Here is a 16,308-nt window from a genome sequence, read left to right as displayed (position 1 = left end):
TCCAGAAGCCATGATTCGTGGCTACAAAGCAGGCCGTTTCAGTTTCAACGTATCCGGCGGTCGTTGTGAAACCTGTGAAGGTTCGGGGGTACGTACGATCGAGATGAGTTTTTTACCCGATGTCTATGTCGAATGTGAAACCTGTCAAGGCAAACGCTTTAATCGGGAAACCCTTGAAATTCGCTACAAAGGAAAATCCATATCCGATGTATTGAATATGACGGTCGATGAAGCGGTTGATTTCTTTGAAAACATTCCGAAAATCTACCGAAAAATCAAAACGATACAAGACGTAGGTTTGGGCTATATCACTTTAGGGCAACAAAGTACAACCCTTTCAGGCGGCGAAGCGCAACGCATCAAATTGGCCACCGAATTGTCTAAAAAAGATACCGGGAATACATTTTACATTTTGGATGAACCCACTACGGGCTTGCATTTTGAGGACATACGCGTGTTGATGGAAGTCATTCAAAAGCTGGTCGACAAAGGCAATACCGTGTTGATCATCGAACACAATTTGGATGTTATCAAATTGGCCGATCATATCATCGACGTCGGACCCGAAGGCGGGAAAGGCGGTGGACAAATCTTGTGTGTCGGCACCCCTGAAGAAGTGAGTAAAAACAAAAAAAGTCATACTGCACGTTTTTTAGCCAAAGAATTATAAACTTAAAATTTATGAAAAAAATAATTGTCCTTCTCCTATGTACATGTGCTGCAGCATTTGCACAAACGCCCACTCCCGAACAAATGGCACAAAAGCAACTGGAAGCCTACAACCAAAAAGACATTAAGGCTTTTATGGACTGTTTCAGTGAAGATGTAAAGATTTATACCTACCCCAATACCCTCGAGGTGGAAGGCAAAGCCAAAATGCAAGAACAATATGCCCTGTTCTTCAACAGCGCCCAAACCTTGCATTGTACCGTTATCAAACGTATCGTCCGCGGGGCATTTGTGATTGATGAAGAATCCGTGCAATACAATGCAACCACTTTCGGAGGCGTCGCGATTTATGAAGTCAAAGAGGGGAAGATTGTTGCTGTGACTTTTATCAAATAAACCTAATTCATCATTTAAAATTCATAATTCAAAATTTGCTGAACCTCCAAATCCACTCCTCGTTCCCCAACCGTCCCACCCTAGTATTTTTGCACGATTCGTTGGGGTGTATCGAATTATGGCGGGATTTTCCAGAGCGTTTGGCGGCAGCAACCCAATGCAATTATTTGGTGTACGACCGTTTGGGTTATGGAAAATCGGGACCGTTTGCAAATCCGGTGCGGGACAAGCATTACTTGGAACAGGAAGCGACTGTGTTAAACCAAGTTTTAGTCGAACATAAGATCGAGAAAGCCCTGCTTTTTGGGCACAGCGACGGGGGTTCGATTGCCTTGTTAGCGGCTGCCCTATACCCCGAACGCATCCAAGCCATCATCACGGAGGGGGCGCATGTGTTTGTGGAGGAAGTTACCTTAGATGGCATTCGCGCCGCACAAGCAGCCTACTACACCACCAACTTGCCCCAGCGATTAGCCAAATACCACGGAGTAAATACCGATTCCATGGTAAAAGCGTGGACTGAAACTTGGTTAGCGCCTATGTTTCGGGATTGGGACATCACTGACTTTTTACCCCAAATCACCTGTCCCGCCCTCATCATTCAAGGCGAAGACGATGAATTTGGTACACCCAAACAAGTCGAAACGATAGTTGCGCGCTGTTCAGGGCCAGCCCAAGCATGGCTAATTCCGGGGGTGCAACACAATGCGCATAAAGAAGTACCGGAGGAGGTGATTGAAAAAGGGGGTGATTTTTTACAACAATTCTTATCTTAGTTATTTATTTGATTATTAAATAGCATGATGATTCGCTTACTCTTACTATTATTGTGTCTAGCTCCAAAACTTGTGGCCCAAACCCTCTACACCAAAGCCTTTGGGAATCCGCAGCACCCGGCCTTGCTTTTTTTACATGGCGGTCCTGGGTACAATTGTACGAGTTTTGAAATCTCCACAGCACCCCTACTAGCCGAACAAGGGTACTATGTTATTGTTTATGACCGCCGTGGTGAAGGACGCAGTACCGATCCCAATGCCGAATTCTCCTTGGCCGAAGCCGCCGCCGACATGCAAAGTGTACTCGAACAGTATAAGGTCACTAAAGCGCATTTGTTAGGCCATAGCTTCGGAGGAATTCTCGCGCTTAAATTCGCCCGTACGCATCCCGAAATGGTGAGTTCGGTGGTTCTTATCAGTGCACCTCTTGATTTACAGGAATCATTTCAACACATCATTACGCAGTGCAAAATCATCTATGAAGCCAAAGAAGATTTGGTCAACCTAAAGTATTTAGGTCTTTTACAGGAAATGGACCCGCATTCGATGCTATTTGCCTCCTATTGTTTCATGCATGCCCTACGCAACGGCTTTTATGCCACACCCAACCCTACTCCGGAAGCCCAACAACGCTATACCTCCTTAGTTGATCATCCCGACTACAAACGCTGGGGCAATGCCATGACCGAACAAGCTCCGTTGGGATTTCATCGAAATGATGCCTACACCCAAATGAAAATGTACGACTTAATCCGACAAGTACTTCAAAAAAAAGTCCCCGTTTTCGGATTGTATGGCGAAGACGACCGTTTGTACCCCAAAACCCAGCGGCAAACCCTAGAAGCATTGCTTCCCCAAGGGCATTTCAAAAGCTGGGAGCGTTGTGGACATGCCGTATTTATCGATCAACAAGCTTTATTTTTTGACACAATGGATTTGTTACCAAAAGGTTGAGAATTCGCTTACGTTTAAGACCTTGCGTACGCTATTTTGAAATGTATTCTTGAGGAATTAAAGTCCTTATGTACGATTTTTTTAATTTTCATTCAAAAAGTCTATTTTTGCAACAAGGTTATGATAACAACCTATTTGAGCGATCGTATTGCGAGCCATGAAGCACTTCTTTTTACAAACCCATTTGTTCTGGATACTTACCAAATTTATGCTGGCCATCGCTGGTATTGGCGGATTCATTAGCATGTGGTCGTTGGGAATTTTCCGTGATCAATTTACCCTAATGGCCAATGGCCTTTTGGTACTTTACGGCTTACTGTTGGGCTATAGTGGCTATGCCGACATTCGAAGTATCCCTCCCAATACTGTTATCCGTCTCATCACTGGTACTTTATCAGTTGTTTCGGGATTGGCGTTATTATTGCTAATTTTTCTGCAACATGTTCGCAATCCCTTGATTACCTTATTTATGGCGTTGTGGGTCATTGTGTTGGGACTCTATGAATGGGCGCAACTGGTTCGAGAATAGCGGATTACAATTTTATTTTTTTTTATAAAAAGCGTTGGCAAAGCACTGAAGTTGTCCCACAATTTTTAAACAATCGTTAAAGTCGTCGCTTGCTGTTTTTTTCCCATTTATCTTTGGGTACAAACCACAATATTACGTTTTTACCCCTTATGGAAACTTTAAAAATTGCACTCGATTGGACCCCCAACGTCAATCACCTTGGCTTTTTCATCGCTCAAGAAAAAGAATTTTATCACGAATTGGGACTCACGGTCTCTTTCCTCAACCCACAAGATGATGATTACCAAATCACGCCGGGCAAAAAATTGGAGTTAGGACTTGCCGACTTGGCCCTTGCCCCATTGGAAACAGTTATAAGTTTAAACAACAAATCCAACCGCGTAGACGCTATCGCCGTATATGCATTACTGCAATCCGATTTAAGCAGCATCACTACCTTGGCCTCCTCGGGGATCAATAGTCCCCGCGAATTAGTGGGCAAAACGTATGCTTCCTACAAAGCCCGATACGAAGATACCATTGTACAAGAGTTGGTTCGCCACGACGGCGGGCAAGGGGATTTTACCGTAAGTTACCCCGAAAAATTAGGCATTTGGAATACCTTATTGGAAGGAAAAGCTGATGCTACCTGGATTTTTGACAATTGGGAAGGCGTTGAAGCGGCCACACGCGGGATAGCGCTACAATCCTTTCAACTTGAAGCTTATGGCATTCCGTATGGTTATTCGCCCGTACTTATTGCCAAGAAAGAACAACTCGATGCCAACAAAGCAGTGTATAAAAAATGCATCGCTGCAATACAAAAAGGGTATGCTTTCGCCCAAACCCACCCCGAAGAAGCGACGGCAATTTTAAAAAATGTGGTCTCAGAACGGGATCGAACCCATATCGACCTAGCGCAAACCTTAGCTGTAACTGCTCCTCATTTTGGCGAAAACGGACAACACGGGTTCATGGAGCCTGCACGGGTTCATGCATTTCTACATTGGTTGGTCAACCATGAATTAGAAAAAGAGGTGATACTGAACCAAACGCTATTTACCAACGAGCTACTTTCGTAGTTCCCTGAGGTCAAGGAGTTAAATCAACTACACTTTGTTATAGTACATATATAGAAGCTTATAGAGCCACTTGGGCGTATGAGCTTCTTTTTTTTGTGAAAATACAAAAGGATTTAAAAAGGTATTTCCTCGATTTTAGTATTTTTGGGAAACCAACCCTAAACTCAAAAAAACACAAATGGCTGAACAATGTACCCACTGCGCCTTAACCGTTGAAGGGAATTTCTGCAGTTCTTGCGGTCAGAAAAAATTCAAACGCATCGATCGAAAGTATTTATGGGATGAAATTCAATACACCCTTTTACACACCAACAAAGGATTATTATTTTCCCTGAAAAAGATTGCCCGAAATCCTGGGAAAACGGCGCGCGAATTTATTGAAGGTGATCGGGTAAGCCATTACAAACCCATACTTCTTGTCTTTTTACTGAGTGGTTTCTCAACATTCATCTCTTTCAAAGTAACCAACATGCAAAAAGTCATGGCGGAACATTTTGCAGCGCAAAAGATGAATTCGCCGATGATGAATGATTTTTTGAACTTTACGTCCAGTTACAATTCATTACTTATGCTGGTGTATATCCCGTTGTTTGCCATCGCGACTTACCTCTGTTTCCGAAAATGGGGGCAAAACTACTATGAGCATGTTGTTATGAACGCCTATATATTGAGTTTTTACACATTACTCTGTTTGGTTTTTCTCTATCCTCCCTTGTATTTTTTACAAAACGATTCAGGGGCGTATTTTACGTTCAATCAATATGCCTTATTGGCTGTTCCACTTATGTTGGTCTGGTTTTTTAAAGGCTATTATCATGAACACTCCCTAAAAGCAGTCCTCCTTCGCGTGTTGGGAGTATTGGGGATTACTTTTCTAGGTTACCTACTCATTATTATAGTCGTGGGCGTGTTGATGTTTGTATATGCCATGTCTTTAGGACCCGACGCATTGGAGTATGTAAAACCTATGAAGTAGCGTATACTTCTTTATGGAGATACTAAAATGGAATGTGCTCCGTTATAACATACTAACCTAAACCTGTTGCTTTGATGCTTCGTGTATTTTTCCTTAGTTGTATACTATTAGGATTCTCAAGCTATACCGAGCCCAAAGCAGGGATGATTCCCGACGGTACCTATAATGTACAACTCGATGCCGCTTATGCTGAAACAGGGCCTGCCCATTTTCGCCTGCACCTAAAAGGAGATACGGTGACGATGGAATTGGCTGACCAAACCCATACCTATCCGCTAAAATGGATCGACGCCGATTCTTTTATCATTATGGGATACACCCAACCCGCCGAACCAACCGCATTAGAGCAAGAAATGTTACGAGGCTACACACCCTCCTTTAATATAACGAGTACTTCCCAAGGTACTTTTCGTTTTATTTTTGGCGATCAACATCAAGCCGATTGCATTTACAGTGGGAGTTTGGTGCCCTTTCCTTAAAATTTGAATTCGTATTCCTGAGGATAGAAATCCTTACTTTTGTCCATAGGCTTTAACTCGGAATAGCGTCAACGGTTGCTTTTATTGCGCAGTAAGTCTTACGATTTCAATGATGTCCTCAAACCAAAAAACAACTCATTCGTTTTTTTCTACGCTGCAATTCCAGGGGATTGGAATAGGAGTCGGTATGTTGTTAAGTATCCCAATTGGAAGCAGCGCCGCTTTTTTTCTGTGGGCTTTAGCGGAAGTGACACAAATTCGAATGGGCCATTCCTATTTATTATTTGGGTTGCCGCTTGTGGGTTGGGGAATGGGATATCTTTACCACCGTTGGGGAAAACAAGCCAATGGAGGTAATACCTTAGTGCGTACCTCGCTGGTAGATGCCCAAACGCCTATTCCCAGACGCATGGGACCAATGGTTTTGGGAAGTACGCTTGTAGCCCATTTGTTTGGAGCCTCTGTCGGACGGGAAGGCACGGCGTTGCAAATGGCAGCGGCGATGGTACGTCCTGTAGTACGTTTTTTGAACCTTTCAAAAAAACAGTATCGTGTGGCGTTAACCGCAGCGATAGCGGGTGGATTTGGAGCTGTTTTTGGAACGCCTTGGGCGGGGTTGGTTTTTGCATTGGAATGGAACAGGAAGCAACCGTTTCGCGCGCTAACATTACTGCCGGCTTGTATAACGGCACTTTTATCCGATAGGGTTTGTACCGCTTGGGGAATTTCTCACGGCGTATTTCATGTACCTCAAATCCCTGAATTTTCCTTAACTTATATCGGTTGGCTGTTGGCGGCGGGGGTGTTGTTTGGACTCCTCGCCCGAAGTTTTATACTTCTGCAAATGGTCGTGCGAAAAATAGCCTTAACATGGATTCCTTATCCGCCCCTTCGTTTGTTTTGGGGAGGAGTACTTTTTGTGGTAATAGTCAATTTGCTACACACTGATCGCTATACAGGATTGGGATTACCGGTAATTGAAGAAGCATTTTTAAAAACCCTTTCGTGGGAAGATTCGTTTTGGAAACTGGCTCTAACTGCTTTAGCTCTTGGCGTAGGTTTTAAAGGAGGGGAAGTTACCCCATTGTTTTTCATGGGGGCTACTATGGGTAGTACTTTAACGTTAGTTTTCCCTTATTCCCCTGGATTGTGGGCCGCAATGGGTTGGGTAGCGGTATTTGCAGGTGCAACACATACACCCTTGGCATGTATCTTCATGGCGGGTGAACTTTTTGGCCCCGAAGTCCTCCCTGGGGCTGCAATAGCTTGTGCCTTAGCCTATAGCATTTCAGGAAAAAATTCAGTGTATTCAGAATGACCGTTTAGTTAGTTTCCACCTCGGTAAATACCATTGCTGCATCGGGGAAAATCAATTCTTGATCTGAAAAATCCAATACCTCAGCTTTTGCAATGGAACGCGCAATTTCTTCAATCCCTTTTTGTAAAAGTCGTTCTGTGGTGTATTTACGACTCGTAGCTAATACCAAGCCATCTTTGGTGAGTCGAAAAAAGAATTTACCCCCTGAGGCTTTGCTTTGGGTAAGCGTAAATCGCTCCCATTGCGCTTGAAAGGCTTGGATCATTTCTTCACAATCGCTTTTTTGCTTGCAGGACAGACTTGTGAAAATGGTTTTTCCTTTTCGGGAAGCGAAGATAAATTTATAAGTACCGTTGAGGCGTTTACTGATAACAAATGCACCCATTACATTTTTTTTCATTTTTTTTCAAAAATAAAACACGGATATAATGTTGAGAAGCGCCTTAAAAAAAGTTATAAAAAAGTTACCACAAAGAAGGGTAAAACGTAAAATACAGGAAACCAACATCAAAGAATTAAATTACAAGACGAAAGGTGTTTTTCCTCCGTTAAAATGGAGTTTTTCCCAAAAACCTAGGGGAAAAAACTTGCATTTTTTAGGAAAAATACGTTGAATTTCGTGTTCAACTATTTTATTATTTTTCTTATTTTTGGAATTATTAAGCCCCAATTTAATAGCATATGACTTACAAGGATTTTGAAATTAACCAAAATTTCATTGTGAAAGCTCAGGATTTCTTAGAGAAAATGGATCCTGTACATTACATCCCTTTCCCTGAAATGAATGTGCATTTGTACAACATGTTCAGTCAAAATCGGGATAAAATCAAGAACACTTATTTCATCGAATTGATCAAAGACTTGAAAGCTGGTGACTACAAGAGTTTGAATCGCTACGTCTTATTCATCGTTTTAGATCCGTTTGAGGAAAATGATGCGAATTATTTTCTGGAGATTTTTAAATCTATTTCTACGACTATGGACACGTTTGGGTGTACCAATGATTTGTTGGAATTCCTCTGGTGGCAATTGGACTTTACCGCCAATGAGGGATTGTACATGAATCAGTTGGAACAATTCCAAAACATTTTCAGTACGTTGCAGAAGCAAGTTTCGGAGCATGATCCGCTTGATGATTATCAGATTCAAAAGAAAATTTATGAAATTTTAGTCTATTAAAGGATAAGGAAGCCGGTTTAAAAGCCGGCTTTTTTTATGTTTATCTTATCGATTCGCTTTTAAAATATGTTGTATCTTAGCACGCTTTTCTAGTCTGGACCTACCTACCGGCATGGAGGTTGACCCATTGTTGGAGCACGCCCGGAATGAAGCGAGTGGCGAAAGCTGGAAATAACTACTAAAAAATAGAAAAAATAATAGAAGTGTTATGGCATTAGAAAATTATAAAAACGATGACGAACGTATCAAGGATAAATTGAAGCAAAAAACCTGGAACGAAGTTCGCACCAACGATTCTTGGGCGATTTTTAAAATTATGTCCGAATTTGTAAACGGCTATGAAACTATGGCGCGTATTGGGCCTTGTGTTTCTATTTTTGGATCTGCACGTACCAAACCAGATCACAAATATTACCAGCTTGCTGAGCGTATTGCTTTCAAAATCAGTAAAGCGGGTTACGGGGTTATTACCGGTGGCGGACCTGGAATTATGGAAGCGGGTAACAAAGGGGCGCACCATGGAGGTGGTACCTCAGTAGGGTTGAATATTGAACTGCCGTTTGAGCAGCATTTCAATCCGTATATCGATAAAGATAAGAACTTAAACTTTGATTATTTCTTTGTACGCAAGGTCATGTTTGTAAAATATTCACAAGGTTTTGTAGTGATGCCAGGTGGATTTGGAACGTTGGACGAACTTTTCGAAGCGTTGACCTTGATTCAAACGAAAAAAATCGGAAAATTCCCTATCATTTTGGTGGGTTCTGAATTTTGGTCCGGACTTTTGGATTGGATTAAAACGGTGATCATTGAAAAATACCACAATGCCAATCCAGAAGATATGAAGTTGATTCAGGTGGTTGACAACGAAGATGAAGTCGTAGAAGCGTTAGATGCCTTCTACAAAAAATACAATTTAAGTCCGAATTTCTAATCCCATTCGAAATTCTTCTCACGCCCCGGTGTAACTGTTATCGTGGGCGTTTTTTTATTTAGAAAAGAAATAAAGCACCTAATTAACGCGTTAACAGATATTAAAGCAACCTTTTACAGGGTATTGCATCGAATTATATATCTTTGTTTGTTGGCGTATCCCATCGTAAAAAAGATACTCGTTTTTCCCAAATTGCCTCGTATGAATAAAGTTTTTTTTTGGTGGTTCGGCTTTTTATCCTTCGGATTTTCCGCTCCCCTTTTGGCGCAACACCAAATGAAACTCACCGTGGATTACCTGCCTGAAAAACAAACCTTGAATGTCTATCAGGAGCTTACTTATCACAATACAACAGGAACCTTCTTATCGGTGTTGGTACTCAATGACTGGATTCATGCGTATTCGGACCGAAATACACCCTTGGCCGAACGTTTTGCCGATGAATTTGTACGCAGTTTTCACGTAGCTTCGGCCAAAGAACGCGGGGCTACCCATGGCCTTTCGGTTATCGATGATCAAAAAACACTGCTGGATTGGTCGCGTTTGCCCAACCACCCCGATTTGATTGCTATTCCTTTGCGGGAACATTTGGCGCCCCAAGCAAAGACTACTTTGACGCTTTCCTACCATTTAAAACTTCCCGACCAACGGTTTACGGGGATAGGATTTAATGCCGACAACGAAGTCATTTTAGACCAATGGATACTCACGCCTGCGCGTTGGGAAAATGGTGATTTTTTGAAGTATAGCAACTTAAACATTGACGATGCTACCAATGCCCCGATGGATGTGGAATTACACATTCGTCCCGCAGGATTTCAGGTGATCAGCGACTTGACGTTGCAAACGCAAACCGATACGGCCTACCACTTTGAAGGAAAAAACAGAATCCAGGTACATCTATACCTCACCCGTGGCAACGACTTCCAGAGTTTTAATAACGAACGCGGCAGTATCGTCACTAATTTGCAGGAAAAACGAATCAATGCGGTACATAAAGCCATTTTAATTGAGAAAATTGAAAATTACGTTACTACATTTCTCGGCAACAATCCCCTTCCTAAAACCACCATTACACAAGCCGATTACGATAGAAATCCGTTCTACGGTTTAAATCAGTTACCCAATTTTATACGCCCATTTCCTGATGATTTTGTGTTTGAACTCAAATTCCTTAAAACCTACGTTTACAATCGATTAAAAACGACCTTACAAATCGATCCACGTCGCGACAATTGGCTTTTTGATGCACTTCAAATTTACATCATGATGCAATACATCGATGAGCATTATCCCGATATGAAAATGATGGGTGCATTGGGGAAAATAAATCTGTTAAAAGGGTATCGTTTGCTCTCCCTAGATTTCAACGAACAATACAGCTATTTCTACATGCTCATGGCGCGAAAGAATTTGGACCAACCCTTAGGCGATTCGAAGGATAAGCTCTTGAAATTTAACGAGAAAATTGCATCTAAGTACCGTGCAGGATTGAGTTTTCGCTACCTTTCAGAGTACATTGGTAAAGATCAACTGCGGCAAGCTTTGGACAAATTTTTAAAACAAGCCCTAGTGCAACCCACCTCAACTACCGATTTTAAACAAATCGTAGCGCAACAAACAGAAAAAGACATCCAATGGTTTTTTGATTACATTATTCAATCCAGAAAAATAATCGATTACAAGCTAGATCTGCTTTCCAAATCAAAGGACAGTGTCACTTTTCAGTTAAAAAACCGAACGGGGGTTGAAGTCCCGATTCCGATTTACGGCATTAAGAAAAAAGAAGTGGTGTTCAAAACATGGTTGGATCCGAAAAATCAAAATCAAGTGTTTACCTTACCCCGAAAAGAAGCCGATAAATTGGTTTTGAATTATGAAAATACCGTTCCTGAGTTCAACCAACGCAACAATTGGAAATCGTTAAAATCGTTTTTCATCAGCAACCGCCCCTTGAAGTTTCGTTTTTTGAAAGATTTGGAAGACCCCAACTACAACCAGATTATGTACTTGCCCGTCATGGGATTTAACTACTACGATGGGGTGATTTTAGGATTAAGTCTAAACAACCGAACCGTTTTGGACAAACCCATCAATTTTGATGTGATTCCCTCCTACTCGACCAATTCGTCATCGCTTTCGGGGAGTGCCAACCTAACGTTTAACCAGTTTTTACGGAATTCCAATTTGTTTTCCATAAAATACGGTGTGGGTGGCAGTCATTTTCGGTATGCCCCTGATGCGACCTACCAGAAACTCACGCCGTTTATCCAAATGCGTATTCGCGAAAAAGACTACCGAAAAAACCACATTCAGATTATTAATTTTCGCAATGTGTATGTCAATCGTGAACCGAGTTTGTTTGTGAAAACCCCCGGTGAGAATCGGTATTCTGTAGCTGATTTCCGCTATGTCAATACCGATATGACCATAACGCATACCTTTTCGTATAGTGCCAATTTTCAAATCGCCTCCCAATTTTCCAAAACCTCGGCCGAAATGGTTTACCGCCATTTGTTTCAAAACAACCGACAGCTCAACATTCGCTTCTTTGGAGGAATCTTTTTGCGCAATACCGACACCAAAGACTTTTTTAGTTTTGCTCTAGAACGTCCTACCGACTACTTGTTTGATTATCCCTTTTTAGGACGTTCGGAAAGTACAGGTATCTTTCGTCAACAATTTATCACTGCCGAGGGAGGTTTTAAGTCCCGTTTTACCAACCAATTGGCCAATGAATGGCTAGTAAGTACCAATTTAAGCGGTAGTATTTGGAACTGGATTGAGGCTTATGCCGATTTTGGGGTATTGAAAGACCGAGGACAAGAAGCGGTATTCCGCATGGATTCGGGCATTCGTTTTAATTTAATTACCGATTATTTGGAATTCTATTTCCCTATCTACTCCAGTATGGGTTGGGATTTTGGCCGACCCAACTACCACGAACAGATTCGCTTTGTGTTTACGATTGATCCGCGTTCGTTGGTCGGACTTTTTACCCGGAAATGGTTTTAATTGCTGTTTTTTATTTATTTATCGCATCGAATTGCGGTGTTTTATGTTTAAAATGAAATTATTTGGTAAAAAATCGGGGTTAAATTAGAGATTGTTCAAAATTAAATTATAAACAACGGTACCAACCAATCTTTTTTTTATCTAACTTTGTTTTTTGATGTTTATTCGAACGCTATGACGACAGCACAAACCAACACAGCCATCAGTTTTGAAGATTTCAAAGCAGAAGTTCTTAACGATTACAAGATTGCGCGCATCAGTCGGGAATGCAGTCTTTTGGGACGCAAAGAAGTACTGACCGGTAAGGCAAAGTTTGGAATTTTCGGCGATGGGAAAGAAGTGCCGCAATTGGCGATGGCCAAAGCTTTTCAAAACGGGGATTTCCGTTCGGGCTATTACCGCGATCAAACCTTTATGATGGCTATTGGTGCGCTTACCATTGAACATTTTTTTGCAGGTTTGTATGGGCACACCGATTTGCAACATGATCCGATGAGTGCTGGTCGACAAATGGGCGGGCATTTTGCAACCCATTCCTTGGATGAAAAAGGACAATGGAACGATTTGACAGCGCAAAAGAATTCAAGTTCAGATATATCACCCACAGCGGGACAGATGCCACGTTTATTGGGTTTGGCGCAAGCCTCCAAAATATACCGTCATGTATCGGGAATAGATGCCCTTCTTTTTTCCAAAGAAGGAAACGAAGTGGCTTGGGGAACCATTGGAAACGCCTCCACCTCTGAAGGTTTATTTTTTGAAACGATGAATGCAGCAGGGGTTCTTCAAGTGCCCATGGTTATGAGTGTTTGGGATGATGAATATGGCATTTCAGTGCATGCCCGTCATCAAACTACTAAAGAGAATATTTCGGCTTTATTGGCTGGTTTCCAACGGGATAAAAATCAAAAAGGTTTTGAAATCTTCATCGTCATGGGATGGGATTATCCTGCACTCGTAGAAACGTATCAAAAAGCTTCAACTATCGCCCGCGAATCGCATGTTCCAGTGTTAATCCATGTTCGTGAACTGACACAACCGCAAGGCCATTCGACTTCGGGAAGTCACGAACGTTACAAAGACGAAACCCGTTTGGCATGGGAAGCAGAATACGATTGTTTGGTGCAAATGCGTCAATGGTTAATCGACAACAACCTCGCTACTGAATCCGACTTAGATACCCTTGATTCTTCCTGTAAAAAAGATGTTTTAGAGGGTAAAAAAGCAGCTTGGAATGCGTTTATTGCTCCTTTCAAAGCCGAACAAAACGAATTATGTTCGCTTTTGAATGATTTGGCCCATAGCAGTAGTCAAAAAGTTTTTATCGAAAAATACTGCAGCGATTTAGCAGCTATCAAAGAGCCTATTCGAAAAGATATTTTAAGTACAGCGCGAAAAGTAGTACGTTTACTCATCGGTGAGTCAGGACAAGCTACTTTAGCCCAATGGATTCAATCGTATACAGCCAAAATCCAACCCAAATACAGTTCCCATTTATTTTCTGAATCGGAAAACAATACCACCACCATTCAAGAAGTAGCGCCACAATTTGAGGCTACCTCCGAACTTGTGGATGCACGCTTGGTGTTGCGGGATAACTTTGATGCGTTATTTACCAAATATCCCAACACCTTAATTTTTGGAGAAGATTCGGGAAATATTGGCGATGTAAACCAAGGATTGGAGGGTATGCAACTCAAATATGGAGAACAACGCGTGGCCGATGTTGGAATTCGTGAAGCAACCATATTGGGTCAAGGAATTGGTATGGCGATGCGTGGCTTGCGTCCCATAGCTGAAATTCAGTATTTGGATTACCTATTGTATGCCATTCAAATTATGAGCGACGACTTGGCTACCTTGCAATACCGTACACGAGGACGCCAAAAAGCACCTGTAATAATTCGTACCCGGGGGCACCGTTTGGAAGGCATCTGGCATTCTGGATCTCCCATGGGTATGATCATCAATGCGGTGCGAGGCATCCATGTTTTAGTTCCAAGAAACATGACCAAAGCCGCTGGTTTTTATAATGCATTAATGGAAAAAGACGAACCTGCATTGGTGGTTGAATGTTTGAACGGCTATCGTTTAAAAGAAAAAATGCCAACGAATTTAGGTGAATTTAAAACCCCGTTAGGCGTTGTAGAAACGATAAAAGAGGGCTCCGATATTACCTTAGTATCCTACGGTTCGACTTTGCGTTTGGTAGAACAGGCAGCCAACGAATTAGAAGCAGTAGGCATTAGTGCTGAAATTATAGACATTCAATCGTTATTACCATTTGACGTGGCGCATGATATTGTAAAAAGTGTTGCCAAAACCAACCGCCTTTTGGTGATTGATGAGGATGTACCTGGAGGAGCGAGTGCTTTTATTTTACAACAAATTGTAGAGGATCAAAAGGCGTATCACTACTTGGATAGTGCACCTGAAACTCTAACCGCCAAAGCACACCGACCCGCTTATGGCACCGACGGCGATTATTTTTCAAAACCTTCGGTGGAAGATATCTTCGAGAAAGTCTATGCAATGATGCACGAAGCCAATCCCAAGCGTTATCCCGCTTTATTCTAAAATAAAATAATCGGCTTGAAGCCGATTTTTCTTTTTTATTTCAAGATCCTAAATTCACAACGCCGGTTGATGGAATGTTCTGCTTCGGTACATTTATCCCCGCATTTCACTAGCGGTGTACTTTCCCCAAAACCTTTATGACGCAGGCGTGAACGGTCAATTCCTTGATTAACGATATACTCCAGCGTAGAAGAAGCACGGTTATTGGAAAGCATCAAGTTATACGTTTCTGACGCTCGAGAGTCGGTATGTGCTCCAATTTGAATTTCCATACGCGGATATTTTTTCAACAATCCCACCAATACATGGAGAATTTTTGCGGCTTCAGGTTTGATATTCCATTTATTCAAATCAAAGTAAATATTTTCCAACTCGATATAGACATACCCGTCGTTTTTGGTAACAACGATATCCTCGGCATCGTCATAGGATTCAACTTCCAATTCGATAGAATACCGCGCCTTACCTTCATCATTGGTTGAAAATTGTTCGCTGTGGGGAATATACAAGTCTCGGATAGCCTCCAAACGATAGGTATTGTTGGGCTTGGTGTTGAAAAAGTAATCGGCATTCAAACCCACTACCATTTGCCCAACCAAAACATCATTTTCATCATACAAACTTACCTGAGTTCCTGGCAGTAATTGTTTGGTTACTTTATCGCGAACATCCCCTTCTACCAAATAACGACGCTCGTTATCCTTGCGCTTAAAGCTATACAAATTGTCATATCCTTTGCGGTTGGATGAAAAGAAACCTTCTTGTGTTTTTTCATTCAACACAAAACCAAAATCGTCTAAGCCACTGTTGATAGTTTGACCCAAGTTCAGAGGTTTGGCGTAGTTATCTTGGTATTTTTTGGTCATGAACAAATCCAAACCGCCCATACCTTCATGACCGTTGGATGCAAAATATAAAGTTCCGTCCGTAGTGATAAATGGAAATTGCTCTAAATGTTCGGTATTGATAACATCGCCCAAATTTTGAGGTTCCCCAACGGTACCATCGGGACGGACTTCAACTACATACAAATCAAAAGAACCTTTCCCACCAGGACGATCACTCGAAAAGTAAAGTTGAGTTCCATTTGGTGAGAGATAAGGATGCTGGGTAGAAAATGTGTCGCTACAAAAAGGCAATTCCGTGATGTTTTTCCAATCGTTGTCTAGCCATTCGGCACGGAATAACTTCACGGATGCAAACTTTTCATCGCCAACTTTGACGCGTTTACTATTGGTTCTACTGAAATACATAATTTTCCCATCCGTGGAAAAGACAGCATTACTTTCGTGCGTCTTTGTATTGATCGATTTTGGAAAGGGTTGAATGTTTTCCAACTGATTTTGTGCATTTAAAGTCGCTTCAAAAAGATCCAAATAAGGTTTGTCGTTCCAACTAAAAAGGGGTTGCTCCGTACTTCGTAAGGAAGCAAAAACCACTTTATC

At 41.8% G+C, this 16,308-nt stretch carries 14 protein-coding genes and 1 pseudogene; 13 read left to right on the top strand and 2 right to left on the bottom strand.

The window, feature by feature from the left end; genetic code table 11:
• From ABWO12_RS10310 to ABWO12_RS10270, 9 genes and pseudogenes are all read left to right on the top strand, one after another.
• A pseudogene (locus ABWO12_RS10310) lies at nucleotides 1-670 on the top strand (excinuclease ABC subunit UvrA); the annotation flags it as partial.
• Between the two features lie 11 nt (nucleotides 671-681).
• On the top strand, nucleotides 682-1,065 hold the full coding sequence (locus tag ABWO12_RS10305; protein ID WP_353088818.1) for a nuclear transport factor 2 family protein: 384 nt from the start codon (nucleotides 682-684) through the stop codon (nucleotides 1,063-1,065).
• 35 nt (nucleotides 1,066-1,100) lie between these two features.
• Nucleotides 1,101-1,841, top strand: coding sequence for an alpha/beta fold hydrolase (locus ABWO12_RS10300; protein WP_353088816.1), 741 nt, complete (start codon nucleotides 1,101-1,103; stop codon nucleotides 1,839-1,841).
• A 24-nt stretch (nucleotides 1,842-1,865) separates the two neighbouring features.
• A complete protein-coding gene (locus ABWO12_RS10295) occupies nucleotides 1,866-2,795 on the top strand; it encodes an alpha/beta fold hydrolase (RefSeq protein ID WP_353088814.1) in 930 nt (309 codons plus the stop codon).
• A 157-nt stretch (nucleotides 2,796-2,952) separates the two neighbouring features.
• Complete coding sequence (locus ABWO12_RS10290; RefSeq protein ID WP_353088812.1) at nucleotides 2,953-3,324, top strand: hypothetical protein; 372 nt, start codon at nucleotides 2,953-2,955, stop codon at nucleotides 3,322-3,324.
• Nucleotides 3,325-3,473: 149 nt separating this feature from the next.
• Nucleotides 3,474-4,385 (top strand): ABC transporter substrate-binding protein, encoded by a 912-nt coding sequence (locus ABWO12_RS10285; protein ID WP_353088810.1) that lies wholly within the window; start codon nucleotides 3,474-3,476, stop codon nucleotides 4,383-4,385.
• A gap of 178 nt (nucleotides 4,386-4,563) precedes the next feature.
• Complete coding sequence (locus ABWO12_RS10280) at nucleotides 4,564-5,361, top strand: DUF3667 domain-containing protein (protein ID WP_353088808.1); 798 nt, start codon at nucleotides 4,564-4,566, stop codon at nucleotides 5,359-5,361.
• A 74-nt stretch (nucleotides 5,362-5,435) separates the two neighbouring features.
• Nucleotides 5,436-5,840: a hypothetical protein gene (locus ABWO12_RS10275; protein WP_353088806.1), complete on the top strand. Its 405-nt coding sequence runs from the start codon at nucleotides 5,436-5,438 to the stop codon at nucleotides 5,838-5,840.
• Nucleotides 5,841-6,027: 187 nt separating this feature from the next.
• Nucleotides 6,028-7,158, top strand: coding sequence for a chloride channel protein (locus tag ABWO12_RS10270; protein WP_353088804.1), 1,131 nt, complete (start codon nucleotides 6,028-6,030; stop codon nucleotides 7,156-7,158).
• Nucleotides 7,159-7,162: 4 nt separating this feature from the next.
• Here ABWO12_RS10270 and ABWO12_RS10265 read toward each other — a convergent pair whose 3' ends face one another.
• On the bottom strand, nucleotides 7,163-7,558 hold the full coding sequence (locus ABWO12_RS10265; protein WP_353088803.1) for a DUF1508 domain-containing protein: 396 nt from the start codon (nucleotides 7,556-7,558) through the stop codon (nucleotides 7,163-7,165).
• 281 nt (nucleotides 7,559-7,839) lie between these two features.
• Between ABWO12_RS10265 and ABWO12_RS10260 the strand changes: the two genes are divergently transcribed.
• The 4 genes from ABWO12_RS10260 to ABWO12_RS10245 all read left to right on the top strand — a co-directional run bounded on the left by ABWO12_RS10260 (nucleotide 7,840) and on the right by ABWO12_RS10245 (nucleotide 14,863).
• Nucleotides 7,840-8,337: a hypothetical protein gene (locus tag ABWO12_RS10260; RefSeq protein WP_353088801.1), complete on the top strand. Its 498-nt coding sequence runs from the start codon at nucleotides 7,840-7,842 to the stop codon at nucleotides 8,335-8,337.
• Nucleotides 8,338-8,545: 208 nt separating this feature from the next.
• Nucleotides 8,546-9,271, top strand: a complete 726-nt coding sequence (locus ABWO12_RS10255) for an LOG family protein (RefSeq protein ID WP_353088800.1) — start codon at nucleotides 8,546-8,548, stop codon at nucleotides 9,269-9,271.
• A 201-nt stretch (nucleotides 9,272-9,472) separates the two neighbouring features.
• Nucleotides 9,473-12,286, top strand: coding sequence for an aminopeptidase (locus tag ABWO12_RS10250; protein ID WP_353088799.1), 2,814 nt, complete (start codon nucleotides 9,473-9,475; stop codon nucleotides 12,284-12,286).
• A gap of 174 nt (nucleotides 12,287-12,460) precedes the next feature.
• Nucleotides 12,461-14,863: an alpha-ketoacid dehydrogenase subunit alpha/beta gene (locus ABWO12_RS10245; RefSeq protein ID WP_353088798.1), complete on the top strand. Its 2,403-nt coding sequence runs from the start codon at nucleotides 12,461-12,463 to the stop codon at nucleotides 14,861-14,863.
• A gap of 35 nt (nucleotides 14,864-14,898) precedes the next feature.
• On the opposite strand, the gene ABWO12_RS10240 is transcribed toward ABWO12_RS10245, so the two are convergent.
• Nucleotides 14,899-16,308: OmpA family protein (locus ABWO12_RS10240; protein ID WP_353088796.1), on the bottom strand; the 1,410-nt coding region annotated here is incomplete at its 5' end.

Origin of the sequence: Flavobacterium sp. (genome assembly GCF_040379285.1) — a bacterium.
In the GTDB taxonomy this organism is placed as follows: domain Bacteria; phylum Bacteroidota; class Bacteroidia; order Flavobacteriales; family Flavobacteriaceae; genus Flavobacterium.
The sequence above is the reverse complement of the archived record's forward strand: the minus strand, read 5'-3'. Positions and strand labels throughout refer to the sequence as shown.